26 protein-coding genes and 1 riboswitch are annotated in these 24774 nt (G+C 60.5%); of the genes, 15 read left to right on the top strand and 11 right to left on the bottom strand.

Annotated elements, in window-relative coordinates:
* Positions 1 to 47: 47 nt before the first annotated feature.
* On the bottom strand, positions 48 to 962 hold the full coding sequence (locus J5274_RS02870; RefSeq protein ID WP_142828767.1) for a polyprenyl synthetase family protein: 915 nt from the start codon (positions 960 to 962) through the stop codon (positions 48 to 50).
* A gap of 137 nt (positions 963 to 1099) precedes the next feature.
* Between J5274_RS02870 and mtgA the strand changes: the two genes are divergently transcribed.
* From mtgA to J5274_RS02845, 5 genes are all read left to right on the top strand, one after another.
* Positions 1100 to 1846: a monofunctional biosynthetic peptidoglycan transglycosylase gene (gene mtgA, locus J5274_RS02865; protein WP_142824597.1), complete on the top strand. Its 747-nt coding sequence runs from the start codon at positions 1100 to 1102 to the stop codon at positions 1844 to 1846.
* 94 nt (positions 1847 to 1940) lie between these two features.
* On the top strand, positions 1941 to 2663 hold the full coding sequence (locus tag J5274_RS02860) for a DUF1868 domain-containing protein (protein WP_142824598.1): 723 nt from the start codon (positions 1941 to 1943) through the stop codon (positions 2661 to 2663).
* 14 nt (positions 2664 to 2677) lie between these two features.
* Positions 2678 to 3328, top strand: a complete 651-nt coding sequence (locus J5274_RS02855; protein WP_142824599.1) for a glutathione S-transferase family protein — start codon at positions 2678 to 2680, stop codon at positions 3326 to 3328.
* A gap of 159 nt (positions 3329 to 3487) precedes the next feature.
* Entirely contained in the window at positions 3488 to 3673 is a 186-nt protein-coding gene (rpmF, locus tag J5274_RS02850) for a 50S ribosomal protein L32 (RefSeq protein ID WP_111219506.1), read from the top strand.
* A gap of 133 nt (positions 3674 to 3806) precedes the next feature.
* Positions 3807 to 4211: a hypothetical protein gene (locus J5274_RS02845; protein WP_142824600.1), complete on the top strand. Its 405-nt coding sequence runs from the start codon at positions 3807 to 3809 to the stop codon at positions 4209 to 4211.
* A gap of 51 nt (positions 4212 to 4262) precedes the next feature.
* On the opposite strand, the gene phaR is transcribed toward J5274_RS02845, so the two are convergent.
* The gene (gene phaR / locus J5274_RS02840; RefSeq protein WP_111219510.1) at positions 4263 to 4835 is read right to left on the bottom strand and encodes a polyhydroxyalkanoate synthesis repressor PhaR; all 573 of its coding nucleotides are present in this window, start codon (positions 4833 to 4835) and stop codon (positions 4263 to 4265) included.
* 236 nt (positions 4836 to 5071) lie between these two features.
* Here phaR and J5274_RS02835 point away from each other — a divergent pair, with 236 nt between their 5' ends.
* Both J5274_RS02835 and phbB read left to right on the top strand, forming a co-directional pair.
* On the top strand, positions 5072 to 6253 hold the full coding sequence (locus J5274_RS02835; protein ID WP_219274747.1) for an acetyl-CoA C-acetyltransferase: 1182 nt from the start codon (positions 5072 to 5074) through the stop codon (positions 6251 to 6253).
* A gap of 58 nt (positions 6254 to 6311) precedes the next feature.
* A complete protein-coding gene (gene phbB, locus J5274_RS02830) occupies positions 6312 to 7037 on the top strand; it encodes an acetoacetyl-CoA reductase (RefSeq protein ID WP_142824602.1) in 726 nt (241 codons plus the stop codon).
* Positions 7038 to 7067: 30 nt separating this feature from the next.
* Here the strand turns inward: phbB and J5274_RS02825 are convergent, their stop codons facing one another.
* The 3 genes from J5274_RS02825 to J5274_RS02815 form a co-directional block, all read right to left on the bottom strand.
* Positions 7068 to 7217 carry a hypothetical protein gene (locus J5274_RS02825; RefSeq protein WP_153816473.1) on the bottom strand — a complete coding sequence of 50 codons (150 nt, stop codon included), beginning with the start codon at positions 7215 to 7217 and terminating at the stop codon, positions 7068 to 7070.
* A gap of 182 nt (positions 7218 to 7399) precedes the next feature.
* Positions 7400 to 7651: a YMGG-like glycine zipper-containing protein gene (locus tag J5274_RS02820; protein ID WP_111219518.1), complete on the bottom strand. Its 252-nt coding sequence runs from the start codon at positions 7649 to 7651 to the stop codon at positions 7400 to 7402.
* A gap of 49 nt (positions 7652 to 7700) precedes the next feature.
* Positions 7701 to 7856, bottom strand: a complete 156-nt coding sequence (locus J5274_RS02815) for a DUF3309 family protein (protein WP_142824603.1) — start codon at positions 7854 to 7856, stop codon at positions 7701 to 7703.
* Between the two features lie 497 nt (positions 7857 to 8353).
* On the opposite strand from J5274_RS02815, the gene J5274_RS02810 reads away from it, so the two are divergent.
* From J5274_RS02810 to J5274_RS02780, 7 genes are all read left to right on the top strand, one after another.
* Positions 8354 to 11566 carry a helicase-related protein gene (locus tag J5274_RS02810; protein WP_142828769.1) on the top strand — a complete coding sequence of 1071 codons (3213 nt, stop codon included), beginning with the start codon at positions 8354 to 8356 and terminating at the stop codon, positions 11564 to 11566.
* A 3-nt stretch (positions 11567 to 11569) separates the two neighbouring features.
* Positions 11570 to 11974, top strand: a complete 405-nt coding sequence (locus tag J5274_RS02805) for an RNA-binding S4 domain-containing protein (RefSeq protein ID WP_142824605.1) — start codon at positions 11570 to 11572, stop codon at positions 11972 to 11974.
* A 199-nt stretch (positions 11975 to 12173) separates the two neighbouring features.
* Positions 12174 to 12512, top strand: a complete 339-nt coding sequence (gene fdxA, locus J5274_RS02800; RefSeq protein ID WP_111219526.1) for a ferredoxin FdxA — start codon at positions 12174 to 12176, stop codon at positions 12510 to 12512.
* A gap of 361 nt (positions 12513 to 12873) precedes the next feature.
* Positions 12874 to 13443 carry a CarD family transcriptional regulator gene (locus tag J5274_RS02795; RefSeq protein WP_111219528.1) on the top strand — a complete coding sequence of 190 codons (570 nt, stop codon included), beginning with the start codon at positions 12874 to 12876 and terminating at the stop codon, positions 13441 to 13443.
* Between the two features lie 339 nt (positions 13444 to 13782).
* Positions 13783 to 14646, top strand: a complete 864-nt coding sequence (locus J5274_RS02790) for an RNA polymerase factor sigma-32 (protein ID WP_111219530.1) — start codon at positions 13783 to 13785, stop codon at positions 14644 to 14646.
* Between the two features lie 514 nt (positions 14647 to 15160).
* Positions 15161 to 15376, top strand: coding sequence for a CsbD family protein (locus J5274_RS02785; protein ID WP_142828771.1), 216 nt, complete (start codon positions 15161 to 15163; stop codon positions 15374 to 15376).
* A gap of 277 nt (positions 15377 to 15653) precedes the next feature.
* On the top strand, positions 15654 to 16565 hold the full coding sequence (locus tag J5274_RS02780; RefSeq protein WP_219274746.1) for a PhnA-like protein: 912 nt from the start codon (positions 15654 to 15656) through the stop codon (positions 16563 to 16565).
* A gap of 325 nt (positions 16566 to 16890) precedes the next feature.
* On the opposite strand, the gene J5274_RS02775 is transcribed toward J5274_RS02780, so the two are convergent.
* From J5274_RS02775 to J5274_RS02750, 6 genes are all read right to left on the bottom strand, one after another.
* Positions 16891 to 17214: an EAL domain-containing protein gene (locus J5274_RS02775; protein WP_142824609.1), complete on the bottom strand. Its 324-nt coding sequence runs from the start codon at positions 17212 to 17214 to the stop codon at positions 16891 to 16893.
* Positions 17153 to 18667 (bottom strand): M48 family metalloprotease, encoded by a 1515-nt coding sequence (locus J5274_RS02770; protein WP_142824610.1) that lies wholly within the window; start codon positions 18665 to 18667, stop codon positions 17153 to 17155. Before J5274_RS02770 ends, J5274_RS02775 begins: the two co-directional genes overlap by 62 nt.
* 292 nt (positions 18668 to 18959) lie before the next feature.
* The gene (locus J5274_RS02765) at positions 18960 to 19673 is read right to left on the bottom strand and encodes an ATP-binding cassette domain-containing protein (protein ID WP_142824611.1); all 714 of its coding nucleotides are present in this window, start codon (positions 19671 to 19673) and stop codon (positions 18960 to 18962) included.
* Entirely contained in the window at positions 19670 to 21304 is a 1635-nt protein-coding gene (thiP, locus tag J5274_RS02760; protein ID WP_142824612.1) for a thiamine/thiamine pyrophosphate ABC transporter permease ThiP, read from the bottom strand. The genes J5274_RS02765 and thiP overlap by 4 nt, the downstream gene beginning before the upstream one ends.
* 9 nt (positions 21305 to 21313) lie before the next feature.
* Positions 21314 to 22342, bottom strand: coding sequence for a thiamine ABC transporter substrate binding subunit (thiB, locus tag J5274_RS02755; RefSeq protein ID WP_142824613.1), 1029 nt, complete (start codon positions 22340 to 22342; stop codon positions 21314 to 21316).
* A gap of 48 nt (positions 22343 to 22390) precedes the next feature.
* A riboswitch (TPP riboswitch) is annotated at positions 22391 to 22507 on the bottom strand.
* Between the two features lie 64 nt (positions 22508 to 22571).
* On the bottom strand, positions 22572 to 24113 hold the full coding sequence (locus J5274_RS02750) for an MDR family MFS transporter (protein WP_142824614.1): 1542 nt from the start codon (positions 24111 to 24113) through the stop codon (positions 22572 to 22574).
* Positions 24114 to 24226: 113 nt separating this feature from the next.
* On the opposite strand from J5274_RS02750, the gene J5274_RS02745 reads away from it, so the two are divergent.
* Positions 24227 to 24751, top strand: a complete 525-nt coding sequence (locus J5274_RS02745) for a MarR family winged helix-turn-helix transcriptional regulator (protein WP_374113728.1) — start codon at positions 24227 to 24229, stop codon at positions 24749 to 24751.
* Positions 24752 to 24774: the final 23 nt, after the last annotated feature.

Here is a 24774-nt window from a genome sequence, read left to right as displayed (position 1 = left end):
GTCTCGATTTGCAATGCAAATCGCGGTCCGTTGCCTAATGACTGGGTTCAGCTCTTGCGGCTGGCAATAAAACGGGCGGCTTCGGCGAGGACGGCGGCCTTGTCTCCGTAGGGTTCCAGCAAGCCTGCAGCTTCCTGGACCTGACGTGCCAGATATTCCTCGCCCCAAGCGATGCCATGCAGCGCCACCAGCGTTCCCTTGCCACGGCCGGCGTCCTTGCCGGTGGCCTTTCCCATGGTTTCTGCATCGGCGGTGAGGTCGAGCAGATCGTCGGCCAGCTGGAAGGCGAGGCCGATCTTTTCACCGAAAGTCCGCAACCGCTGCCTGTCGTCTGTCGAGGCACCGGAAATAATGGCACCGGCTTCGCAGGCAAAGCGGATCAGGGCGCCGGTCTTCATGGCCTGCAGTGTCTTGATGCCCTGTTCGCCGGGCGCCTGTTTTTCTGCGGCAAGGTCCAGCGCCTGTCCACCGGCCATGCCGCCGATGCCGGCAGCCCGTGAAAGGGCAAGGACGAGGTCGATCTTCCGGGCCGCAGGTAACGTCGTCTCGGGTGCGGCGACGATATCGAAGGCGTAGGTCAGCAGACTGTCACCGGCGAGAATGGCTGTCGCTTCGTCGAAGGCGATATGCACGGTCGGTTTGCCGCGCCTGACGTCGTCATTGTCCATCGCCGGCAAGTCGTCGTGTACTAGCGAGTAGCAATGGACGGCTTCAAGGGCGGCGCCGATGCGCAGTGCCGCGTCCGGATCGCCGCCAAGCAGCGCTGTCGTCTCGAGCACCAGGAATGGGCGAAGGCGCTTGCCGCCGTTGAGTACGCCGTGGCGCATTGCGGCCATCAGCCCTGATGGCCGGTCGATCTCGTCTGCAAGAGGCGTATCGTCGATGAGCGCTGCCAGCATCGCCTCCACCTTGAGGGCGCTGGCCTTGAGACGCTGTTCGAAGAGGGTGGTCGTGCTATCCATTGCCGCTGTTTGCCATGAGTGCCGGATACTCGCAACGAAATTGTCGGGAGAGATCTTTTGCCTGTCAGCCCCACTCTGGCCATTGCCGGAAGCAGGCGGTATGACGTTGAGGTAGAGGCGAGGACGGGCGTTCGGAATTGGACATATCGACGCAGAACGACGAGCAGGACGAGGTGCCTGAAGAACGGGACAGGCTGGCCTGGTTTTTCGGCCGTCCCATCTGGCAGCGCGTCGTCATCGGCCTCCTCGGTCTTCTGCTGCTGCCCTATGTGCTGATCTTTTTTTACGTCCTGCCCTTCGTCCATCCTGTCTCGAACCTGATGCTGCGCGATGTCGTGCTGTTGCGCGGTTACGATCGCCGCTGGGTGTCTTTCGAGCAGATCTCGCCGGTGCTGGTAAAATCGGTGATGGTCTCGGAAGATGGGCAGTTCTGCTCCCATGGGGGCGTCGACTGGAGTGAAATGGGGATGCTGGTGGCAGATACGCTGCACGGCCAATCAACCCGCGGCGGCAGCACCATTCCGATGCAGACGGTGAAGAACCTGTTTCTCTGGAACGGACGGTCGTTCGTGCGCAAGACCCTGGAGCTGCCGCTGGCAGTCACGGCTTCCATCGTCTGGTCGAAGCGGCGGATGATGGAGAATTACCTGAATGTCGCCGAATGGGGGCCTGGCATCTATGGCATCGAGGCCGCCGCCCAGCACCATTTCAAGGTGCCGGCCTCACGATTGACTGCCCGGCAGGCGGCACTGCTTGCTGTGTCGCTGCCAAATCCGATCGAGCGGGTTGCCAGCAAGCCTGGCCGTGGCCTCAGGCAACTGGCCGCGCTGATCCAGCGACGTGCACAGGGCGCCGGCGATTACATCAAATGCCTTTATGACTGACATCATAACTTGTGGCTCGACAGACTGTTGTCATCTGCCATTCTTGCGAGTGACTTAAGGGGCGGATTGTCTCCATCAACATACGGATGCCCCGATGAACGCCGCAAACCTGTCACCCGACCTGCTGTTCTATTCCAAGAGCCGCCATCCCGAGCCTTCCGTGCATCTGGGGCGGCGCTTTGATCTCTCCGGGACATTCCAGTATGAACCGGGCAATACGATCGTCTGCCATGTCGTCGAGGGATCCGAGACCCAGCAGGCGCTGATCGACGCGCGCGCCAAATATCTCGCCATGCCGGAAGCCGGACAATTCACCTTCACGGCGATGTCCAGCCTGCACATGACGCTCTTCCAGGGCATCATCGAACATCGCCGTGACCGGCAATTCTGGCCGGCGGACCTACCGACCGACATGCCGATCGACGAGATGACCGAGGTCATGGGTGAGCGGCTGAAGGCCTTTTCGATGCGCGATCCTTTCAAGGTCAGCGTCACCCGAGCCCGGCCGGCCGGGCTGCTGGTCGACGGCGCGACGGCAGAGGATCGACGCATCATGCGGGGGTGGCGCGATGCCTTTGCCGACCTCCTTGGCTATCGTCATCCGGACCACGATAGCTACGCATTTCACATCACTTTCGCCTATGTCATCGAGCGCCTGTCTGACGAAGCCCTGCCGCGCTGGCAGCAGTTGCTCGACGAGGTCGCCAGCGACGTTCTCGAACGCTGCCCGATCCTCGAGTTGAGGCCGCCGGCATTCTGCGCGTTCGATGACATGAACCATTTCGAAGAATTGTTGGTCTTTAACTTCAAGCCCTGAGACAGGATGGCACCATGGACAAGCTCACCCTCTACATCGCCAACAAGAACTATTCGTCCTGGTCCTTCCGGCCATGGCTGGCGATGCAGGGGTGCGGCGTGCCTTTCGAGGAAGTGCTCGTTCCCTTCGATTTTCCGGCAGGCAATCCGCGCTTCCGCGAGATCTCCCCGACGGCGCGGGTTCCGGTGCTGCACCACGGGAGCCTCAGGGTCTGGGAATCGCTGGCCATCATCGAATACGTCGCCGAATTGTTTCCGCAAGCGGGTCTCTGGCCGGCGGACCCAGCTCTCAGGGCGCAGGCGCGGTCGATCTCCATGGAGATGATCTCCGGCTTTCGGGGTCTGCGCAACGCCTGCCCGATGAACTTCCGCCGGCCCAGGCGCCGGTTGCTCGATCAGCCCCATGACGTGGCAGTCGACGTGGCGCGGATCGAAACGATCTGGCGCGAGATGCGGGCGCTGTCGGGCGGGCCGTTCCTGTTTGGCGCCTTTTCGGCCGCCGATGCGATGTTCGCGCCGGTCGTCAATCGCTTCGAAGCCTATGACCTGGTTGTCGCTGAAGATACATTGAGCTATATGGCGGTCATGAAAGCCCATCCGGCCTGGCAGAAGTGGCAGACGGCGGCGCTGGAAGAAACCTGGATCGTCGCTGAAGACGAGGCTTGATGCCTGAATCAGCCGTTGCCGCAAAAAATGCGGCTAGGGACTGGTCAAAGGCCCAACCCCGATGTATAAGCGCGCCAAAATTCCGAAATCGATTGCATGTCGTTTCGGCCGCCTGGCTGGCCGTTGTCATGTCTATCCCGCACAGTGGAGTATGAGAAAATGGCTGTACCGAAGAGAAAAACAAGCCCGTCCAAGCGCGGCATGCGCCGTTCGGCTGATGCGCTCAAGACTTCGACATACGTCGAAGACAAGAACTCCGGCGAACTGCGCCGCCCGCATCACATCGACCTGAAGACCGGCATGTACCGCGGCCGCCAGGTTCTGACTCCAAAAGAATCCGCATAATTTCTTGCGGTTGCAATATCGGTATTGAGGCTGGCCTTTGGCCGGCCTTTTTGCTTTTCTCGCCCAGGTTTAAAAGCGATGCGACTTGCGCTATGGCTGTGCGGCCGTTCGTCCACGATGGAGTTAGTCGATCATGATTGCCGCTTTCCCGCTGATGGTTATCCCGTTCGTGCTCTACAATCTCGCCATGGTCGGGCTGATGGGCGGTGGCGGCATTGCGGCTCTCGGCAACGACCTAATCATGTTGTCGATGCTGTCGGGAGCAACCTGGAAGATGGCGCTCGGCGATCTTTTCATCGTCATCGCGCTGGCGCTGCTGTTCTTCGAGATCCTTAAATCCACCCGCAATGTCGGCTCGCTCGCCAATCACATGCTGTCGATGCTGGTTTTCATCGCTTTCCTGGTGGAATTCCTGCTGGTGCGCGACGCGGCGACGCAGATATTTTTCATCCTGATGACCACCGCCTTTATCGACGTTATCGGCGGCTTTGCCGTCTCGATCCGCACGGCCGGCCGGGATGTCTCCATCGGCCTTTGACGATGACCGCAGCCTTGGCTGCGGCCCTTGGGCAATTGCTTCAGTCGTCTCTCACAAGCTGTCGAGCTTTGCCTGCAGCGCCTTCATCTGCTCCTTCAACTCGTCGATGTCACGGGCTTCGGCCTTGCGGGTTTCCTTCGGCGGTGACTTCATGAAGGGCGCAAACATCTCCATGGCCTGCTGAAACATGTCCGTGTTGCGGCGCACCTGTTCCTCGACCATCTTGATCGGCAGCGAGAAATTCTTGGCGAGCGGCGTTTCGCCAAAAGCGCTGCTCATCTGCTCGCGCATCTGGACTTGCTGCTCAGTAAAGGACTTCATCGAATGCTCGAGAAAGCTCGGCACGACCATCTGCATCTGATCGCCGTAAAAGCCGATCAGCTGTCGCAGGAATGAAATCGGCATCAGGGTATTATTGGTCTTCGATTCCTGCTCGAAGATGATCTGCGTCAATACCGCATGCGTGATGTCATCGCCGCTCTTGGCATCCTGAACTGTAAACTCCTCCCCCCGTTTCACCATCTCCGCCAGGTCTTCCAGTGTCACGTAGGTGCTGGTTCCTGTGTTGTAGAGGCGGCGATTGGCGTATTTCTTTATTACGACCTGGCCCTCGTTTTTTGCCATTATCAGTCTCCTAACCCCGTCTGATTGTATGGATACTCCTCCACCAAAGAGTGTAGACGGAAAGGAAGGCCGGTGACAATCAGTTTGTGCGCTGCGGCAATCCCTTTCCGCAGGTTGGTTTTTCGGTCCATCAGCATGTCGAAACAAAACATGCAGGGTTGAAATCTTCGTGTTTGACTCGGGAGCCCGCCTTTGACAGTTTTCGCCGGCCGAGCCAGCTCTCGAGGAGGATTTTCATGAGCCAACCATCCATCGTCATCGCCAGTGCCGCGCGCACCGCAGTGGGCGCCTTTAACGGGGCTTTTGCAGCGATCCCGGCCCACGAACTGGGAGCAACGGCGATCCGGGGGGCTCTGGAGCGCGCCGGCATCGAGGCTGCCGAGGTGGACGAGGTTATCCTCGGCCAGGTGCTGCAGGCAGCGCAGGGCCAGAACCCGGCGCGCCAGGCTGCGATGAAGGCGGGCGTGCCGCAGGAGGCGACGGCCTGGAGCGTGAACCAGCTTTGCGGCTCGGGCCTGCGGGCCGTGGCGCTTGGCATGCAGCAGATTGCGCTTGGCGATGCGAAAATTATCGTGGCCGGCGGCCAGGAGTCCATGTCGATGGCGCCGCACGCGGCCCACCTGCGCGCGGGCACCAAGATGGGCGACATGACCATGGTCGATACGATGATCAAGGATGGCCTGACCGACGCATTCTACGGCTATCACATGGGTATCACCGCCGAAAACGTCGCCAAGCAGTTTGAGGTGTCCCGCGATGACCAGGATACCTTTGCCGTCGCTTCCCAGAACAAGGCCGAGGCAGCCCAGCAGGCCGGACGTTTCAGGGATGAGATCGTGGCCTTCACAATCGCCGGCCGTAAGGGCGACGTGACCGTCGATAGCGACGAGTACATCCGCCACGGATCGACGCTGGAGGGCATGGCGCGGCTCCGTCCTGTGTTCGACAAAGAGGGGACGGTTACCGCCGGCAACGCATCCGGGCTAAACGACGGTGCTGCCGCAACGGTGCTGATGAGCGAGGGGGAAGCCGAACGTCGTGGAATCCGTCCACTGGGCCGGATCGTTTCCTGGGCAACCGCGGGCGTGGATCCGCAAATCATGGGCACCGGCCCCATTCCGGCCTCGCGGAAGGCGCTGGAAAAAGCTGGCTGGACGGTTGGCGACCTCGACCTCGTGGAGGCCAACGAGGCCTTCGCGGCACAGGCCTGCGCGATCAGCCGCGAACTGGGCTTCGATCCCGCCATCGTCAATGTCAACGGCGGGGCGATTGCCATCGGTCACCCGATTGGCGCATCGGGCGCCCGTATTCTGACCACTTTGTTGTTCGAGATGAAGCGGCGCGGTGCACGTAAGGGTCTTGCGACCCTGTGTATTGGCGGCGGCATGGGGGTAGCCATGTGTATCGAGGCGTTTTAAACAGTCTGCCATGGGGTCTGCGGGCTGCGTGGTAGGCAGCGGCACTGGGGAACGGACTATGAGCAGAGTAGCACTCATCACCGGGGGCACCCGCGGCATCGGCGCCGCCATTTCCATGGCGTTGCACAATGCCGGCTATCGGGTCGTCGCGACCTATGCCGGCAACGATGAAAGAGCCGAAGCCTTTAACAGCGTGACGGGCATTGCCGTCTATCGCTGGGACGTCACGGACTACGAGGCTTGCGGCAAGGGCATTGCCCAGGTCGAGGCTGACGTCGGCCCGGTGGAGATCCTGGTCAACAACGCCGGCATCACCCGCGATGCGATGTTCCACAAGATGACGCCGCAGCAGTGGCATGAGGTGGTGAATACGAACCTGAACGGTCTTTTCAACATGACGCACCATGTGTGGGCGGGCATGCGGGAGAGAAATTTTGGGCGGGTCGTCAATATCTCGTCGATCAATGGCCAGAAAGGCCAGATGGGCCAAGCCAACTATTCGGCCGCAAAGGCGGGGGATATCGGCTTTACCAAGGCGCTGGCGCAAGAAGGCGCTGCCAAGAACATTACCGTCAATGCGATCTGCCCTGGCTATATCGGCACGGAGATGGTGCTGTCGGTGCCGGAAAAGGTAATGAACGGTTATATCCTGCCGCAAATTCCGGTTGGCAGGCTGGGGGAGCCGGAAGAAGTTGCCCGTTGCGTCGTATTCCTCGTTGCCGATGACGCCGGGTTCATCACCGGCTCCACGATCACGGCAAATGGCGGCCAGCTTTTCGTCTGACGGATTTATCTTCGTCTATGAAGTGGCGAGCTAGCGGCGTGCATTCCGCGGGCGCGAGCGAACAGGCACGAGCACCCGGCTTTGCTCCTTGCGCTGGGCCGCCCGCACGGCAACGGTCGAGGTAACGGCAGCGGCAGCGATGACACCCAAAGCAGCGATATATGTGACGAGTTCAACCATGGAAAAGTCGATCCTTTCGGCGAGCACCCGGTAGCCCGGCTCAAACAATATTGCTCGCGTTCCATCAATATCGGTACAGCAACACCGAATTGAAAGGGGTTGAAGTTCACGTCATCGTCAACAGTGTGTTGACGGCATGAAAAAGGGCGCCGAAGCGCCCAATTCCAACTTCATGCCGAAGCTTAGCGGCAACGTGCTTCGTAGCGCTGGCCATAACGGTCGCGATAGATGCAGTAGCCACGACGTTCCGAGTGGCCGATCAGGTTACCGACGAGGCCGCCTGCAACGGCGCCGACAGCAGCACCGCCCCAGCTATTGGTGACGGCACCACCGATGACGGCACCGGTGCCTGCACCAATGGCTGTGCCGCGCTCTTCCGGCGTGCACGATGCGAGTGTGCCGATGAGTGCAACTGCGATAATCAGTTTTTTCATGTCTTGCTCCCTAGATAATAGACCATATTGGTCTAGCACAAATTACGAATTAAATCCGCCCCATCAGGACGAGCACCAGAATGATGACGACGATGAGACCAAGGCCACCAGAAGGACCATAACCCCAGCTGCTGCTGTAGCCCCAGTTTGGCAGTGCGCCCACCAGGAGCAATACGAGTACGACGAGCAGTATCGTGCCGAGCATGGTCAGTTCCCTTCACTTCGAAAGCATTTGTTTGCTGATGCCATAAACGCGGCTCACATAAAGTTGTTCCCGCCAACTATCTCGATTATTTGGGACAATGGCTTATTGGGGAGATTTTATAGCCGGCTCAGCGGTTTTTCATGGCTGGATGCTGCTCTCGCCCTGAAGATGCTGTCACGTCGGCGCCGACGACGATTCATCATCTGGTGCTTTTGGCCGGCGTAGTGACGATATCTAGGCGTGAACGGATCATGAATCCGGGCGAGTCAGCGATTCGTAGCCTCTTTGTTCCGGGGGCGTTCCAAACCGCTCCCGCAGGTCGTCCGAGGCCACTTTGCTTCCCGTCTGTGGCAAATGACCAGTATTATCCGGGTGTCTAAAAAATTGTTTTGCCTTCCGGGCCTTGCCTTTGCCACCTAGGCTGGTCATCTGTGGGGAAGCTTACAACAAGCGTTCCTGACCCTGAAGGCTGCTGCGCCTCATCTTCGCATGGACCAATGACCCTGACTTCGCAGCCCATGATTTTGAGCGGTCGCGGTGTAACCGCGGTGCTCGGACCGACAAATACCGGCAAGACCCATTACGCCATCGAGCGCATGGTCGCGCACGGCAATGGCATGATCGGCCTTCCGCTGCGGCTTCTGGCGCGCGAGGTCTACACGCGGCTTGTCGAGAAAGTCGGTATCAAGAACGTTGCGCTGTTTACCGGCGAAGAAAAGATCGCCCCGCCTAACGCCTGTTACTCCGTCTGCACTGTCGAGGCGATGCCGCGCGAGACGCGGGCCTCTTTCGTTGCCATCGACGAGGTGCAACTCGCCGGCGATCTCGAGCGCGGTCATATCTTCACTGATCGTATCCTGCATCTGCGCGGCCGCGACGAGACATTGCTTCTCGGCGCGGGCACCATGCGGCCGATCCTGGAGCATCTGTTGCCGGGAATTACCGTTGTCGAGCGGCCAAGGCTTTCCCATCTTGCCTATGCCGGCCAGAAGAAGATTACCCGGCTGCCGCAGCGTAGCGCCATCGTCGCGTTTTCAGCGGATGAGGTCTACGCCATTGCCGAACTGATCCGTCGCCAGCGCGGCGGGGCGGCCGTGGTCCTCGGTGCCCTAAGCCCACGCACGCGCAATGCCCAGGTCGAGCTTTACCAGAACGGCGATGTCGAATACCTCGTCGCTACCGATGCCATCGGCATGGGCCTCAATCTTGATGTCGATCACGTCGCGTTTGCCCAGGACAGGAAATTCGATGGCTACCAGTTCCGTCATCTCAATCCTGGTGAACTCGGGCAGATTGCCGGCCGTGCCGGTCGCCATCTGCGCGACGGGACGTTCGGTGTTACCGGCCAGGTCGATCCCTTCGATGCCGATCTCGTTCGCCGCATCGAGAGCCACCAGTTCGACAACGTCAAAGTGTTGCAATGGCGCACGAAGGATCTCGACTTTTCCTCCGTCGCCGCGCTGAAGCTCAGCCTCGATGCGCCGCCGCGCATCCATGGGCTGACACGTTCGTTGCCTTCCGTCGACCAGCAGGCTTTGGAGCAACTGACCGGTTATCCGGAGGTTGCGCGCCTCGCCGTCGGCCGGGCGAATGTAGAAAAATTATGGGAAGCCTGTGCATTGCCGGATTATCGGCGTATCACACCGGCCCAACATGCCGATTTGATTTCGTCCCTGTTTTCCGATCTCGTGCAACATGGCACGGTGAACGAGGATTTCATGGCCGAGCAAGTCCGGCGCGCCGACCGGACCGATGGCGAGATAGACACGCTTTCGGCGCGAATCGCGCAGATAAGAACTTGGACCTATGTTTCGAATCGGCCCGGTTGGCTTGCCGATCCGACACACTGGCAAGAAAAGACGCGGGAAATCGAAGATCGATTGTCCGACGCGTTACATGAAAGGTTGACGAACCGCTTTGTTGATCGCAGGACATCTGTGCTCATGAAGCGCCTGAGAGAGAATGCAATGCTGGAAGCTGAAATCAGTGTAAATGGAGATGTCTTCGTCGAAGGGCATCATGTCGGGCAGTTGACCGGGTTCCGGTTCTCTCCTATCGGCGGGACTGACGGTCCCGACGCCAAAGCCGTGCAGAACGCGTCGCTCAAAGCGCTGGGTCTGGAATTCGAGGCGCGCGCTGCCCGCATTCATGCGGCAGGCAACGGCGATCTGGCGATCGGCTCCGATGGTTCGGTGCGCTGGCTCGGCGACCCCGTGGCGCGGCTTACCGGCAGCGACCATATCATGCGCCCACGCGTCATCCTGCTTGCCGACGAGCAGCTGACCGGCCATGCGCGCGAACATGTTGCCGCCCGCATCGAGCGCTTCGTCAATCATCACATTTCGACGGTGCTGAAGCCGCTCGACGACCTCTCTCGCGCTGAAGACCTGCAAGGCCTTGCCAAGGGTCTGGCTTTCCAGGTCGTCGAGAACCTCGGCGTGCTGTTCCGCCGCGATGTCACGGAAGAAGTGAAGTCGCTGGACCAGGATGCGCGCGCCTCGATGCGCCGCTATGGCATCCGCTTCGGCGCCTATCATATTTTCGTTCCAGCATTGCTGAAGCCGGCTCCGGCTGAGCTCATCACCCTGCTCTGGGCGCTGAAAAACGACGGCATCGACAAGCCGGGCTATGGCGATCTCATCCCGGTCCTGGCTGCCGGCCGCACATCCGTGGTCACGGATTCGACCTATGAGCGCACCTTCTACAAGCTCGCCGGCTTCCGTTTCCTTGGCAAGCGTGCCGTGCGCATCGACATTCTCGAGCGCCTTGCCGATCTTATCCGGCCGCTGCTGCAGTGGAAGCCCGGCCAGCCTTCCCGTCCGGACGGTGCCTATGATGGCCGGCGCTTCACAACGACGACGGCGATGCTGTCCATTCTTGGTGCTACGCTCGACGATATGGAAGAGATCCTGAAGGGCCTCGGCTATCGCGCCGATGCCGTGCCGGCCGAAGAAGCTGCAATTCACCTCAGCAAGCAGGACGCTACGCCAGTCGCTGCGACAAACGTATTGGCACCAGTCGACGGATCCTCTACGCCGCACCCAGAGACAGCTGAAGCCGAAGCTGCCGTGGCGACCCAGTCAGAGGCCGTCGCGGAAACAGTCGCGGAAGTGTCCGCAGCGGTTTCGGAAGATGCTCCTGTTGCCGAGCCGGAAGCCGCCAAAGACGTTGCGCCTGAAAGCGCAGCAGAGGCTGCCGTTACCGATGTGGCTCCGTCAAAAGCTGCGGCCGAAGGCGCTCCAGTCGACGCGGTCGCTGCCGAGCCGCCGAAGCCGGTATTGCTGTGGCGGCTGGGTGGCCGCAACGACAACCAGCGTCCGGCTCCGCGCCAGGGCGAGCGCCGTGGTCAACAGGGTCCACGCGCTGGCCAGGATCAGGCCAATGCGCAGCCAAACACCAATCGTCGCCCATCCGGCGACCAGCCGCAGGGCGAAGGCAATCGCGAAGCACGCGACAATCGCGGCGGGCCGCGCGGTGGCAAGGACGGCGGCGGCGGTCGTCCGCCGCAGCAGCAGGGCAAGCGTCCCGATCATCGCGGCGGCGAGCGCAATGAGCGCAATGACCGTGGTGGAGAGCGCAACGATCGAAACAATCGCCCGGCGGCTCAGCCGACACGCTTCGAGGCGAAGCCACCTCGCAAGGAAAAGCCGATGGATCCGGATTCGCCCTTCGCAAAGCTGGCCGCGCTCAAGGAGCAGATGAAGAAGTAAGCCATGGTGGACGAAAGACAGGTCTCAAGCGGTTCGCGACAGCGCATCGACAAGTGGCTGTTTTTCGCCCGCATGATAAAATCCCGCTCGCTGGCGCAGACCTACGTGCTTAAGGGCAACGTACGGATCAATGGCGAGCGCATCATCCAGCCGAGCCATGGCGTCAGGCCCGGCGACAAGATCGAACTGTCGCTGGAACGACGGGACATAGTTCTCGTTGTCAGACTGCCCGGGGAGAGGCGAGGTCCTTTCGAGGAAGCCAAGCTGCTGTATGAGGACATCACGCCGCCACCGGATGAAACGAAGAAGCTGACCCTGTTCGAACAAGCGCTGCGCGACCCCGGCGCCGGGCGCCCGACGAAGCGCCAGCGCCGCGAGATCGACCGGCTGATGGCGGACGACGAATAGAATACGATGCCGGCAGGCTTGAGATTTAGAGACTGTTTAATCTTGAAATCTGCCGACAAAGCCGATACCTGACGAGCAACCCGCTGAGACAGCCGGTTTACTTGCCTCCGGGACGAGGCAGGTTGCCGGTACCCGATGGAAAGGCGCGACGTTCCAGGTCGTGCGTCCCCGGAAAACTTGAAAAATCCTGGAGTTCATCATGACCTACGTCGTGACCGACAATTGCGTACGTTGCAAATACACCGATTGCGTTGAAGTCTGCCCGGTAGACTGCTTTTACGAGGGCGAGAATTTCCTGGTCATCCATCCCGACGAGTGCATCGATTGCGGCGTCTGCGAACCGGAATGTCCGGCTGAAGCCATTAAGCCCGATACCGAGCCGGGCCTCGACAAGTGGCTGAAAATCAATGCCGATTACGCGACCCAGTGGCCAAACATCACGGTCAAGCGGGAGCCGATGGCCGAAGCAAAGCAGATGGATGGCGAGACCGGCAAGTTCGAGAAATACTTCTCTGCCAACCCCGGTTCTGGCGACTGATCCCTGCCTTCAAATGAACGTTGCGCCGAATCATGGCGCGCGTTCGAATTGGCGTGCAAATACGGCACTGCAAAGCAAATTATTGATTTCCTCAGATTTTTGTGCTAGGGTCGCTCTACTGATCCATTGAGGCATCTTGATGCTTCTTTTCACCACGAAAGCAAACAAACAATCCCGCACGCGGTTTCCTTGACATATCAACATTATGAGTTGTCGGGTCAAGGATCGCGATGAATGGATTGTTTTTCTGCGCCTTTGGTGGACCAGCATGTAGTCACCCCGACGGTTATCCGTCTCATCCGGGCCTGACTGACCCGGCCTCGGCGCTCGCCGGGTGCATAACAGGGAGTTTTTGATAAGAATGACGACCCAACAGAAGAAACCTTCAGTGCGCCACGGCTTCAAAACCGGCGAATCGATCGTTTATCCCGCCCACGGTGTGGGTACGATCACCGCGATTGAAGATCAAGAAGTGGCTGGCATGACGCTTGAACTTTTCGTGATTGATTTCGAAAAGGACAAGATGCGTTTGAAGGTTCCGGTGGCGAAAGCCATGAGTATCGGCATGCGCAAGCTGTCGGAAAGCGATTTCGTCGAACGTGCCTTGAAGGTCGTGCAGGGTAAAGCCCGCGTCAAGCGTACCATGTGGTCGCGTCGGGCGCAGGAATATGATGCGAAGATCAATTCCGGCGACCTGATCTCGATTGCTGAAGTCGTCCGCGATCTTTATCGCGCCGAGAACCAGCCGGAGCAGTCCTACTCCGAGCGCCAGCTTTACGAAGCAGCTCTGGACCGGATGGCTCGCGAAATTGCTGCCGTCAACCGCCTGTCGGAAACGGAAGCCGTTCGTGTCGTCGAGACCAACCTCAACAAGGGACCGAAGCGAGGCAAGGTTCTGGAAGAGGAAGAGTCGCAAGACGAAGCGGCGTAATGATATAGGCAGCATTCTTCAAAAACCCGGCCCTTGTGCCGGGTTTTTCTTTGGAACTTTTATTTTTTCATTGCGTTAATCGCATGTAATTCCGGCAGAGGACCTGCCGCGTCCACCAACTTGGGGCCGGATCATGCATTCAATTCCAAGACTTTATGTCTCTCAGACAGTACATAGTCCACCGCACCGATCCGACAAGCCCTGACGAAAACACATTGAAGATCAGGGGCCGATTTAAAACCCCTATCGCCGACACCAAAGGTCATCTGCGCAGCGTCTGCGCGGACTAGGCACTGCTTTTTCTGCTTCCGGCGCGACGCCGACATTAGGGAGAATGATATGACGACCATGTCTGCAGATCGACGCATGATCAAAATCGCAATGGCGGCTCCCTATCTCGAGCGAAGCGAAGAGCACGATCTTGCACTTCGCTGGAAGGAAAATGATGACCGCGGCGCCCGCAACAAGATTGCGACTGCCCATATGCGCCTTGTCATCTCCATGGCCGGCAAGTTCCGCAACTTCGGCCTGCCGATGAGCGACCTCGTTCAAGAAGGTTACGTGGGCCTGCTGGAAGCCGCTGCCCGCTTCGAGCCTGAGCGGGAAGTGCGCTTCTCGACCTATGCAAGCTGGTGGATCCGCGCTTCTATCCAAGACTACATCCTGCGCAACTGGTCGATCGTTCGCGGCGGCACGAGTTCGGCCCAGAAAGCGCTGTTCTTCAACCTCCGTCGGCTGCGCGCCAAGCTCGCCAAGGGCGATACGCAGCTGACTGTCCAGTCCATCCATCAGGAAATTGCTGCTGCTCTCGGCGTCAGTCTGAACGATGTGCAGGTGATGGATGCCCGTCTCTCCGGCAACGATGCCTCTCTGCAGGCCCCGTCGATCTCCGGCGATGCCGATAGTGCCGAGCGGATGGATTTTCTGGTCAGTAACGAGCCGCTGCCGGACGAGCAGGTGACATCGATGATCGACGGCGAGCGCCGGCGCAAATGGCTTGCCGCAGCCCTCACCCATCTGAACGAACGCGAGATGAAGATCATCAGTGCCCGTCGCCTGGCTGAGGATGGTGCAACTCTCGAAGAACTCGGTGCCGATCTCGGCATTTCCAAAGAGCGTGTTCGCCAGATCGAAAGCCGCGCCATCGAAAAGCTTCGCAGCGCGCTGGTTGTTGCCGATCCGCACATGGCGGCATTTGCGTAAGGCAGAAGGTCTCAGATTTGGAAGATACTTGCGTCTCTCGCGATAGCTTCTGCACATAACAGAAACGCGATCCGATACGCTGCCTGCTTTCAGCGTATCGCACCGCCATTTACGCGGACGCGTTTCAGGTGAGTGGATGCCCCAATTTCTTTAACTGATTAAGTCAGTCGCTCTGCACCAAATCCATCTTTTGATTTGCAACCACATAGGCGCGGGACTGCACAATGGCTCCCATGAGCGCCGTTGACATGCCGACCCCAACGCCCTCGCCAAAATCCGCAATCTTGCTGCAGTAAAATTCAGACTCTGGGCGATGTACCGGCTATTGCGTTGCTGCGCCGATACTGAGGGGCGCGCTTACCCCGCAGGCTTGTGAACTCACTCGCTGGTTGACGACGTCTATATCACCAAATTCCGGCCCTCACTTATCCTCGATATAATTTTCTACATTAGCGGAACAAGATGTCGACACTTGCGTTTTGCGCCCTGTAAAGTCAACGAAATGAGGCGTCTCATGAGCAGCACCACAGACAAGGCATCCGGTCTCGCAAACGAAGCGATCGGCAACATCAAGCAGGGCGTCGGCAAGCTGGTTGGCAGCGAAAAGCTTCAGGCTGAAGGCAAGCTGCAGGAGATCAAGGGTGAAGGCCAGCAGGCCGCCGGCGAAGCAAAGGCCGCTGTTAAGGACGGTGCTCAAAAGGCATCAGACTATCTCGACAAGAAGCTCTGATTATCCAGTCTGCGGGCTCTGAACTCAGCCTAAACGTGGTTACTGCGCCTTTTATAAATGGCCATTCGCGCGTCAACAAAGACAAGCTCGAGGAGCCCGCAAGACGATAGTCCGAACTTCGACGCGCCCTGCCACCCGACCCCGGATCACGGTGGAAGCTGGCAGGAGCGCGTCAAATCCCCACAGTCACAAGAATTGCCTCCGAGGTCAAAAAGGGTACAACCGCCCTCGGATGCGGGTCTTTCTCAATCAACTTTCGAACATCAGGACTCGACCCATGACAGACCCCGTTGGCATCAACCGCCGCGCCGAACTCGCCTACGCTGCAGACCCGAGCGACTCTGCCCTTTTCAACAAGATTTCCTGGGGAGCGATTTTCGCAGGCGTCGCCGTAGCGCTTGCCGTCCAGTTCCTTCTCAACCTCCTCGGTGTCGGCATCGGTGCTGCCGTCGTTGACCCTGCCAAATACGACAATCCTTCCGCGAGCTCCTTTTCCATCGGCGGTGGCATCTGGTTCGTCGTTGCGGGGCTCATCGCGGCATTCGTGGGTGCTTATGTCGCCGGGCGCCTGTCCGGTCGGCCAAGCAAGTCGACGGGCTCCTTCCATGGCCTGACAACATGGGCTGTAACCACGCTGGTCATCCTGTACCTGCTTACGACATCGATCGGTGCCGTGGTCGGCGGCGCATTCAGCGGTCTCGGCAGCATGCTGGGCGGCGTTGGACAAACAGCAAGCACAGCCGTCTCGGCTGCCGCTCCAATGACTGCAAACGCCAACAACCCGATGGCAGACATCGAGAAGCAGATCCGCAACGCCAGCGGCGGCAACGATCCTGAAGCCCTTCGCGCGGCTGCTGTCAGCGCCGTACAGGCAGTGATCACCGGCGACCAGGCAAAGGCTGACGATGCCCGCAACCGTGCTGCAGATGCGATTGCAAAGGCTCAGAACATCCCTGTCGATCAGGCTAAGGCGCAGGTTGCCCAGTACGAAGCAACGTATCGCACGAACATGGAAGCAGCCAAGCAGAAGGCTATCGACGCCGCGCAGACAGCTACCAAGGTTGTGTCCAGCGGCGCCATCCTTGCCTTCATCGCCCTGCTGCTCGGTGCGGTCGCCTCGTGGTTCGGCGGTTCGGTCGGCACTCGGGCAATTCCGGTCGCTACCGTCGCAGTCAACAGAGGCGTCTGATATTTAGGCTCTTCGGCGATATGAATACCAAAGCGTTCCCCATTGCCCCGACGGCAATGGGGAACGCTGCGTTTCGGGCACTGCTTGAAAGGCAACTCACCCTTCATCGGGCATCGCAACGTTTTTTTTGGCGGTTGGATGTCCAGGCCGCTGACGGTCTACGACCTGAACAGCTGCAATATGGCATTGGGCATCACGCTAATCTTACCCCCACCTTCGGCAACGACTGCCATGCCGAGGCTATGCCCCGATCTGATAACGGGCGCCACGATCTTGTGGCTCCCGGCATCGACGTCCATCGTCTTTACGAAACTGGCATCGATCTTCAGCTTGTCGACGGCAAAGCGTCGAGACGGGTGAGGCTGGAGAAGCCGGTTCCGAAGTCATCGAGGGCAATCCCGAAGCCTGCACTCTTGAACTGCCGGATACTATCCAAAGCGAGTTCCTGATCTTCGATCAGGACGCTTTCGGTAATTTCGATATGCGCACGATGAAAGGGGAAACCGCACCGCGCGATGGTGGAGGAAATTTCATCGAACAAGCGAGGATCATGCACGTGCAAGATGCGTTCGGGCGCGGCAGCGACGCTATTCGGCGATGATCTTGACGCGGTCGCCGGGAGAGACGGAGGAGCCTGTCTGGAGCGCATTGATCAGCTTGAAGAGGTCAAGCTTGCGGTCGGTCCCCATCATGCGCGAGGCGAGCGTCGTGATGTTGTCGCCCGGCTGGACGGTGAGGACGCGGACACGCAGCGGTTTCAGCGATGCGGCTTCTGCCGGCGTGATGTGGCGGAAGCTGGCGCGAAGGACATCGGCCGTCTGCTCCAGTGCTGCGCTGCCCTTGGGCACTGCGGTCAGGAAGCGGAATATCTGCGACTTGTCGCGAATGACGGTCACGTCGAAATCCCAGCGGTCGGCCGATGCCCGTGCCGTTGCCGCTTCCATTCCGTTGACGACCATCGGCTTGATGGTTGCCGGATCGAGGCCGGTGACCCAGCCGCTCGAGATATAGTTTGTCAGCGACTGGTTCTGTGTGTCGGCGACGCCGTCGAAGCGGACGGCTATGTCGCCGGGGCCGGTCGCCAGCACTGCCTCGACCTTGTTGTCGATGCGGAATTCCGGCGGCACCTCGAAGCGGATTCCGAGGCCGCCGTGCAGGAACACCTGGCCCCTGACATAGCCCTCCTCCGGGCTGTCGCCATAGAGCAGCCCGTCGATACCGTTGAGATAATAGTCGCGGCCGGTGTCGCCGACCTTGCCCTGCTCGCCGAATTCACGGGCATGTTCGCGCGCCAGATCGATGCGCTGCGGCGTGCTTGGATGGCTCGATAGGAAGTCGAGGCTCTGGTCGGCGTCGGAGTTTGCCGACTGGTAGCGACTGTAGGCTTCCATCGAATCCAGGAAGCGGGCGGCGGCGTAGGGGTCGTATCCGGCCTGGCCGAGCGTGCGAATACCGATCTCGTCGGCCTGCAGTTCCTGCTGGCGCGAGAATGCAGCCAGACGCAGCTTGCCGCGCGCCAATGCCTGCTTGCCGGCGATGTCGCTGGAAAGAACCTCGCCGACGACGCGGCTGGCGATGACCTCGGCCTCTTCGCGCTTCTGCCGCTCGATGCCGTGGTTGGCGGTCACGTGGGCCATCTCGTGGGCAAGCACGGCCGCCACTTCAGAAGCATCGTTTGCGAGCGCCAGCAGGCCACGGGTGACGTATAGGTAGCCGCCCGGTAGGGCGAAGGCGTTAATAGCCGGCGAGTTCAGAATGGTGATGCGGTAGGATTGTAGCGGATTTTCCGAGACGCTGGTGAGGGCGCCGGCAATGCGGGCCACAAGCCGCTCGGTCTTTGCATCCTTGTATTCGCCGCCATAGCTGGCAACGATGCGGGGATGCTCGCGTGCGCCCATCTGGGCGCGGGGATCGTTCTTCTGGACTTCCGAGACGATCTGCGGATTGGCCGATGGCGAGACGTTTGGCTGGTACGTCTGGTCCATCAGCGACTGGCAGCTATTCAGCACTGTCGCTGCTGCCAGCAGCAGGACGTAGCGCCGGCACGACGTAGCAGCGCCGCGCAGCCTGGAAGGGCGCAAGCGTGTCCTCGTTCGTTCCATGCGCTCGGGCTGCTTCAGGACTTCAGTTCCGCTTGTCGTGTCTTAATGTCGGCAGGTCGCAAGATCGCGCTGATCGTCGTCCTACATGCTCGAGGTTTAGATCCATCCGCGCTTTCGCGCCGCATTTGTCGATGGTCTGCTCCCACTGCTCTAACTGATTTAGGCCTTAGTTGCATAGCGAGACTCTGCTTAATTGTGGCGTCGTTGCATTTTGGCAAGCATCGGTTCGAGATTACATTGTCGTGCAACACCGAAATTGCGGCAAAAGTCGTGCCGCGGCGCGGTCATGACCTCAAATCTGCAAAAAGCGCTGCAAAGCGGGCAGGCCGAGTGCCTCGAGAAAGCCATCTATCGGGGCTGCCAGGCGGATTTCGCCGGCATCGATGAACACCGCATGGTCGGCAAGCTGACGCACTTCGCGCGGATCGTGGGAGACGATCAACACCGTGTTGCCGGTCTCGCGGTGCAACTCCCTGAGCAGGTCGGCCATGCCGGCGCGAAGGCTGGGGTCTAGGGATGCAAAAGGTTCGTCCAGCAGCAGGATCGGCCGGTCGCGGATCAGCGCCCGAGCAAAGGCTGCGCGCTGCCGTTCGCCGCCGGACAGAGTGCCCGGCATCCGCTTTTCGAAGCCCTTGAGACTGACGCGTGCGAGAGCATCCGAGATCCGCCGGCGATCGTCGGCGCTGAGCCGCAGCGATGGGCTCAGCCCAAGACCGATATTAGTGAAGAGGTCGAGATGGGCAAATAGGTTGTTATCCTGGAACACCAGCGACACGGGCCGCTCGGCCGGGCTCATCATAGTGACATCGGTGCCGTTCAGCATGATACGGCCGCTATCCGGCGTCTCGAAGCCGGCCAGCAGATTGAGAAAGGTCGATTTGCCAGCGCCCGACGGGCCGGTGACGGCAATGATCTTGCCGGCGGGAAGGGTGCAGTCGAAGCGGAAATCGTGGCCGCCCAGCCGCAACCGCACGTCCGACAGGACAAGATCGGAAAGAGAGTTCACAGCCTGCCGCCTTTCTCGGCCCTGGATGCCTGGCCTGCGGTTCCAGCCACCGTCAATGCGAGGCAAAGCAGGCCCAGCAGCAGCGCATAGCCATCTGCGTCGTTGGTACGATAGCTGCCGAGCCGGCTATAGACCAGCCATGGCAGGGTGACGATATTGCCGGAGCCGAACAGCGCTACCGCTCCGAGGTCGCCAAGCGACAGCGCCATGGCGAAGGACAGCGCCGTAAACAGCGGCTTGCGCAGCCCGGGCCAGTCTACGTGGCGCAAGCGGGAAAAGCCCGTGAGACCGAGACTTGCTGCCAGCCGACCGGTGCGGGCCGTGTGAATGGCAAAGGCCGGTTCGACGACGCGGATGACGAAGGGTAGCGCCATCAGCATGTTGATGCAGACGATGAGGATGGCCGCAAACCGCGTCGGATCTCCGAAGGGACGCAGCGCCATGAACCATCCGGTCGCCAGCACGATCGGCGGCGCCAAGAGGACAAGCGATGAGGCGGCACCGAGCGTCGCCGAAAAGGCGCGGAGGCCTGTCGTGCCTTTTCGCACCGACGAGATGGCATAGCGGGCTCGCACGATTGCCAGCGAGAGGATGACTGCGAGCAGGCCGGCGGAAAGCGCGATGGCAAGGCTGGTCAGCAGCGCCTGCAGGAAGACCGGCTGGCTGGCGAGCCTGCCGAGGTTGGCCTCCATGCCGGCCACTGCGACGGACACCAGCGGCAGGCCGATGAACAGCGCAACAGTCGCGATGACCGCGCCGTCGGACAGTCGTGCCAGACGCTGCCGCCCGTCGAGGCGGCGTGGCGCCCTGCCGGTTGCGGGGCCCGGATCGTCCGGCGCCGGCAGCAGCGCCATCACGGCAAGCACGGCGCCGGTCATCGCAACCTGCAGCAAGGCCAATGCAACGGCACGGCCGGGGTCGAAGTCGAACCGCAGCGCCTGATAGATGGCAACTTCGATTGTCGTGGCCGCCGGCCCGCCGCCGAGCATCAGGACCAGGGTAAAGCTGGTGGCGCAGAGCATGAAGATGAGGCCAGCGATACCCGGAATGAGCGCCCGTAGCACAGGCCACTCGATGAAGCGGAATACGGCGCCCGGACGCATGCCAAGGCCGGATGCCATCAACCAGTATTCCGGCGGCACGCGCTCGAGGCCCGGCAGCATCAGCCTGACGGCGAGCGGCAGGTTGAAAAACACATGGGCTATGAGAATGCCGGAAAGCCCATAAATGCTGACCGGCTGTGTGAGGCCAAGCGTCTGCAGGGCGCCGTTGAGGATGCCCTGTCGGCCCCAGATGCCAAGAAGCCCCATGGCGCCGATCAGCACCGGCAGCCCCATCGGCACCGCCATCAGGCGGATCAGCCAGAGGCGGCCGGGAAAATGCCGTTGCCGGGCAAGGGCACGCGCCACGGGGATGGCAAGCGCTACCGCCAACACCGTCGAGAGCGTCGCCTGCAGCAAGGTGAAGCGCAGGACCCGCAGGATATAGGAATCGAGCAGAGGAGCGTTACCTTGCGTCTCGATGCCGGCGGCGAGCAGCGCGCCGACAGCAAGGCCGACAAACAGCAGGATGCCGGCGAGGCTGATAGCCCCGCCGGTCAGTGCCTTTGCGCGCTCGGATGTCGTCAGCATAGGGCTCGATCAGTTGCCGCTGGTGGCGGCCAGCCATTCGTCGATCCAGGCCTTGCGGTTCTTGTCGACTTCGGCCGGGCTCATCAGGAACGTCTTGGTGGGTACGACGAGCTTGCCGAAAGCGTCCGGCAGCGGCGCCGAGGTGGCGGCGCCCGGCATCATCCAGTTGTTGGTCGGGATAATGTCCTGAAAACCGGGTGTGATCATGAATTTCAGGAAGTCGCGGGCCAGATCCTTGTTAGCCGAGGTTTTCGTCATACCAGCGACCTCGATCTGGATGTAGTGGCCTTCCGAGAACGATGCCGCCTGGTAGCGGTCGGTCTTGTCGGCGATCATGTGGTAGGCGGGAGACGTCGTGTAGGAGAGCACCATCGGTGCCTCGCCCTTCGTGAACAGGTCATAGGCTTCCGACCAGCCGGGCGTGACGGTCAGGATGCGGCCCTTGAGCTTTTTCCAGGCTTCCGCCGACTTGTCGCCATAGACCGACTTGACCCAAAGCAGCAGGCCCAGGCCCGGTGTCGAGGTGCGCGGATCCTCGATGACGATCTTTTGCGACGGGTCTCCCTCGACCAGTTCCTTCATGCTTTTGGGCGGGTTCTTGATGGCTTGCGTGTCGTAGACCACTGCGAAGTGACCGTAATCGTAGGGAACGAAGACGTCGTCCTTGAAGTCGCCCGGCAACTTCACGGCCGTCGTATCGATCCCGGCAGGCTCGAACAGGCCGGTATCCCTGGCTTCGTCGACGAGATTGGTGTCGAGACCAAGAACCACGTCCGCCTTGGTGTCCTTGCCCTCGAGTTTCAGGCGCGACAGGAGCGCGACGCCGTCGGTGACGGCGACATAGTTGACGGTGCAGCCGCAGGTCTTTTCGAACGCCGCCTTGACCTTGGGGCCGGGGCCCCAGTCGGCGGTGAAACTCTCGTAGGTATAGACGGTCAGTGTCTTGTCTGCTGCCTGGCTGGCATGAGCGGTCAGAAGTGTCGTGCCGGCCGCCAGAACAAGGCCAGCCATAAATGTCGTCAGAGATCGGGTGGGCATCGAAGCGCCTCCTCCTTGGTTCGCGTTAAAACGGAGAATAGGCGCTGTTGATTTCGCGCGTCTAATCCCTCCGCCGGTGTTAACCGGATCAGGTTCCGCGGGTTGGCCGGTGAAAGCCTCTCAGCCAGATGTCCGGATGGACACAAGGCACCCCGTTAGAGCGAGGAAAGATGTAGCGGCGGGAGGGGTGGATGGCAAGGGCCCCCGACACGCGCGAAGCCCAGCTTTATCAGTCCGCGACGTGGGCTGCAGCCGCAGGGTCGATCGTCTTGGCAATGGTTGCGCCCGGTAGCTGGACGTTCTTAAGGCAAAGTGCGGTGACCAGGCCGACAAGGCAGATGCCCGACGCCGTCAGGAACAGCGGGTTGAAGGCGGCGGCATAGGCTTCGGCCACGGCTTCGCGCGTGGCAGCCGGCAAGGCCGCCATCATCTTCGGTGTGACTTCCTCGATATTGCTGACGCCGGGGATCGACAGGCCGACATGCAGCAGGCGGGAGCCGATGATGGCGCCGTAGATGGAGATGGCGATCGAGGCGCCCCCCATGCGCGAGAGCGTGACGGCGCCGGTGGCTGCTCCGATATCGCGGCTGGAGGCTGCATTCTGGATGCCGATGACCGGGACCTGCTGGGCAAGCCCGATGCCGATGCCATGAAGCAGCATCAGGCCGCCGATCAGGTAAACCGGCGTGCCCGCGTGGACTTGCGACAGGGCCGCAAAGGCAATCATGCTGCAGGCCGCACTGCCGATGGCGAAGGGCTTGTAGCGGCCGGTGGCCGAGATAAGCCGTCCCGCCGATAGCGAGCCACAGACGATGCCGCCGGTCAGGAGAATGAACAACAGGCCGGCAACCGAGGGCGAAAGGCCAGTGGTCGTCTGCAGGAACAGCGCGAAATAGTTGACCATGCCTATGGCGATGGCGCCGCTGGTGAGCGAGGTGATCAGCAACAGCCCGAAGGTCGGATTGCGGAACAACTGCATCGGCACGATCGGCTCCGGGGCGCGGCGCTCGATGAAGATCCAGGACATGGCGCAGACGATGCCGAATGCGATAATAGCGAGAACTGCCGGGGACAGCAGCGATCCGAACAGCTGGGTACCGTCAGCGGCAAGCACGATGCAGGTGGTCGTCATCGCCAGGACGATGGCGCCGGCATAGTCGATCTGCGGCTTGCGGGCGGGTTTCCGGTAGGGGAGCATGGTGACGAGGCCGGCAAGGACGATGAAGCCGATCGGTATGTTGACGAGAAAGATCGAGCGCCAGCCGAACAGGTCGCTCATCGTGCCGCCGAGCACCGGGCCGATGGCGCCTGATGCCATCAGGACCAGGCTGGAATAGCTCTGGTAGCGGGCTCTCTCCCGAGGCTCGAACAGGTCGGCGTTGATCGAGAAGATCGATACGAGGATACCGCCGCCGCCGAGCCCCTGCAGAACGCGGGCGGCAATCAGAGTGTTCATGGATACGGCAAGACCGCAGATGGCGGAGCCAACGGTGAAGATGGCAATCGCGGTGATCATCACGTATTTGCGGCCGAAAAGGTCGCCCAGCTTGCCGTAGACCGGCATGACGGCGCTCAGCGAAAGGAGATAGGCAGAGCCGATCCAGCCGAAACGCTCGAGATGGCCGAATTCGCCGACGATGGTCGGGAGTGCCGTCGAGACGATCTGGTTGTCGAGCATCGCCATGAACATGGCAACCATCAGGAACAGGTAAAGTATCAGCCGGCGACGGGGATCCGCCACAAGGGGCGCAGACGGCAGGTGCATATCCATGGGGCTTCCTATCCAGAATGGCCGTTATATGTGCTGATAGCATATATCTGTCAAGCGCATTTGAATGCATTCTGCATATTCAACTTTTCGCGATGATCTGTTACCGTGGCGGAATGACAGTAACCTTGAAGACAGACGAGCCGGTTTCGATGGATGCGCAGGAGGCGTATATCCAGCACATCGGACAGGTGATGACGCGGATGCGGCTGATGACCGGACGCCGGATGATCAGCCGGCTGGCGATCCAGAACGTGGCACCGGACCTCGAGCTCTCGCATCTCGACGTGCTCGATGCCATCAGACGGGCCGAGGCGGGGGGCGAGGTGACAGTCGGGGCGGTGGCCGAGATCTTGCGGATCGATCCGTCGCGGGCCAGCCGCATCGTTGCCGAGATGGTGACGCGTGGCGTCCTGCGCCGCAAGGCGTCGCAGGCGGACGCAAGGCGCATCGTCGTGGTGATGAGCGCGCTCGGCCAGCGGCTTCTTGCAGAGGTGCAGGCACAGAAGCGGGCGCTCATCGGGGATATCGTTGCCGATTGGTCCGAGGACGACATGCAGACCTTTTCGCGGCTTTTCGATCAGTTCATCGGTGGCTTCGAGGATGCGTTTCGGGCGCGCTACCGGGATTCGGATCCCTAAAGGCGCCGATTTGACGGATGACA

The sequence above is a fragment of the Rhizobium sp. L51/94 genome (assembly GCF_019355555.1).
GTDB classification, from domain to species: domain Bacteria; phylum Pseudomonadota; class Alphaproteobacteria; order Rhizobiales; family Rhizobiaceae; genus Rhizobium; species Rhizobium rhododendri.
The sequence above is the reverse complement of the archived record's forward strand: the minus strand, read 5'-3'. Positions and strand labels throughout refer to the sequence as shown.

Excerpts from the sequence above, each read along its gene's own strand:
- J5274_RS02870 (WP_142828767.1), bottom strand. The coding sequence starts at position 962 with ATGGATAGCACGACCACCCTCTTCGAACAGCGTCTCAAGGCCAGCGCC.
- J5274_RS02860 (WP_142824598.1), top strand. The coding sequence starts at position 1,941 with ATGAACGCCGCAAACCTGTCACCCGACCTGCTGTTCTATTCCAAGAGC.
- J5274_RS02855 (WP_142824599.1), top strand. The coding sequence starts at position 2,678 with ATGGACAAGCTCACCCTCTACATCGCCAACAAGAACTATTCGTCCTGG.
- rpmF (WP_111219506.1), top strand. The coding sequence starts at position 3,488 with ATGGCTGTACCGAAGAGAAAAACAAGCCCGTCCAAGCGCGGCATGCGC.
- J5274_RS02845 (WP_142824600.1), top strand. The coding sequence starts at position 3,807 with ATGATTGCCGCTTTCCCGCTGATGGTTATCCCGTTCGTGCTCTACAAT.
- phaR (WP_111219510.1), bottom strand. The coding sequence starts at position 4,835 with ATGGCAAAAAACGAGGGCCAGGTCGTAATAAAGAAATACGCCAATCGC.
- J5274_RS02835 (WP_219274747.1), top strand. The coding sequence starts at position 5,072 with ATGAGCCAACCATCCATCGTCATCGCCAGTGCCGCGCGCACCGCAGTG.
- phbB (WP_142824602.1), top strand. The coding sequence starts at position 6,312 with ATGAGCAGAGTAGCACTCATCACCGGGGGCACCCGCGGCATCGGCGCC.
- J5274_RS02825 (WP_153816473.1), bottom strand. The coding sequence starts at position 7,217 with ATGGTTGAACTCGTCACATATATCGCTGCTTTGGGTGTCATCGCTGCC.
- J5274_RS02820 (WP_111219518.1), bottom strand. The coding sequence starts at position 7,651 with ATGAAAAAACTGATTATCGCAGTTGCACTCATCGGCACACTCGCATCG.
- J5274_RS02815 (WP_142824603.1), bottom strand. The coding sequence starts at position 7,856 with ATGCTCGGCACGATACTGCTCGTCGTACTCGTATTGCTCCTGGTGGGC.
- J5274_RS02810 (WP_142828769.1), top strand. The coding sequence starts at position 8,354 with ATGACCCTGACTTCGCAGCCCATGATTTTGAGCGGTCGCGGTGTAACC.
- J5274_RS02805 (WP_142824605.1), top strand. The coding sequence starts at position 11,570 with ATGGTGGACGAAAGACAGGTCTCAAGCGGTTCGCGACAGCGCATCGAC.
- fdxA (WP_111219526.1), top strand. The coding sequence starts at position 12,174 with ATGACCTACGTCGTGACCGACAATTGCGTACGTTGCAAATACACCGAT.
- J5274_RS02795 (WP_111219528.1), top strand. The coding sequence starts at position 12,874 with ATGACGACCCAACAGAAGAAACCTTCAGTGCGCCACGGCTTCAAAACC.
- J5274_RS02790 (WP_111219530.1), top strand. The coding sequence starts at position 13,783 with ATGACGACCATGTCTGCAGATCGACGCATGATCAAAATCGCAATGGCG.
- J5274_RS02785 (WP_142828771.1), top strand. The coding sequence starts at position 15,161 with ATGAGCAGCACCACAGACAAGGCATCCGGTCTCGCAAACGAAGCGATC.
- J5274_RS02780 (WP_219274746.1), top strand. The coding sequence starts at position 15,654 with ATGACAGACCCCGTTGGCATCAACCGCCGCGCCGAACTCGCCTACGCT.
- J5274_RS02775 (WP_142824609.1), bottom strand. The coding sequence starts at position 17,214 with ATGCGCTCCAGACAGGCTCCTCCGTCTCTCCCGGCGACCGCGTCAAGA.
- J5274_RS02770 (WP_142824610.1), bottom strand. The coding sequence starts at position 18,667 with ATGGAACGAACGAGGACACGCTTGCGCCCTTCCAGGCTGCGCGGCGCT.
- thiP (WP_142824612.1), bottom strand. The coding sequence starts at position 21,304 with ATGCTGACGACATCCGAGCGCGCAAAGGCACTGACCGGCGGGGCTATC.
- thiB (WP_142824613.1), bottom strand. The coding sequence starts at position 22,342 with ATGCCCACCCGATCTCTGACGACATTTATGGCTGGCCTTGTTCTGGCG.
- J5274_RS02750 (WP_142824614.1), bottom strand. The coding sequence starts at position 24,113 with ATGGATATGCACCTGCCGTCTGCGCCCCTTGTGGCGGATCCCCGTCGC.
- J5274_RS02745 (WP_374113728.1), top strand. The coding sequence starts at position 24,227 with ATGACAGTAACCTTGAAGACAGACGAGCCGGTTTCGATGGATGCGCAG.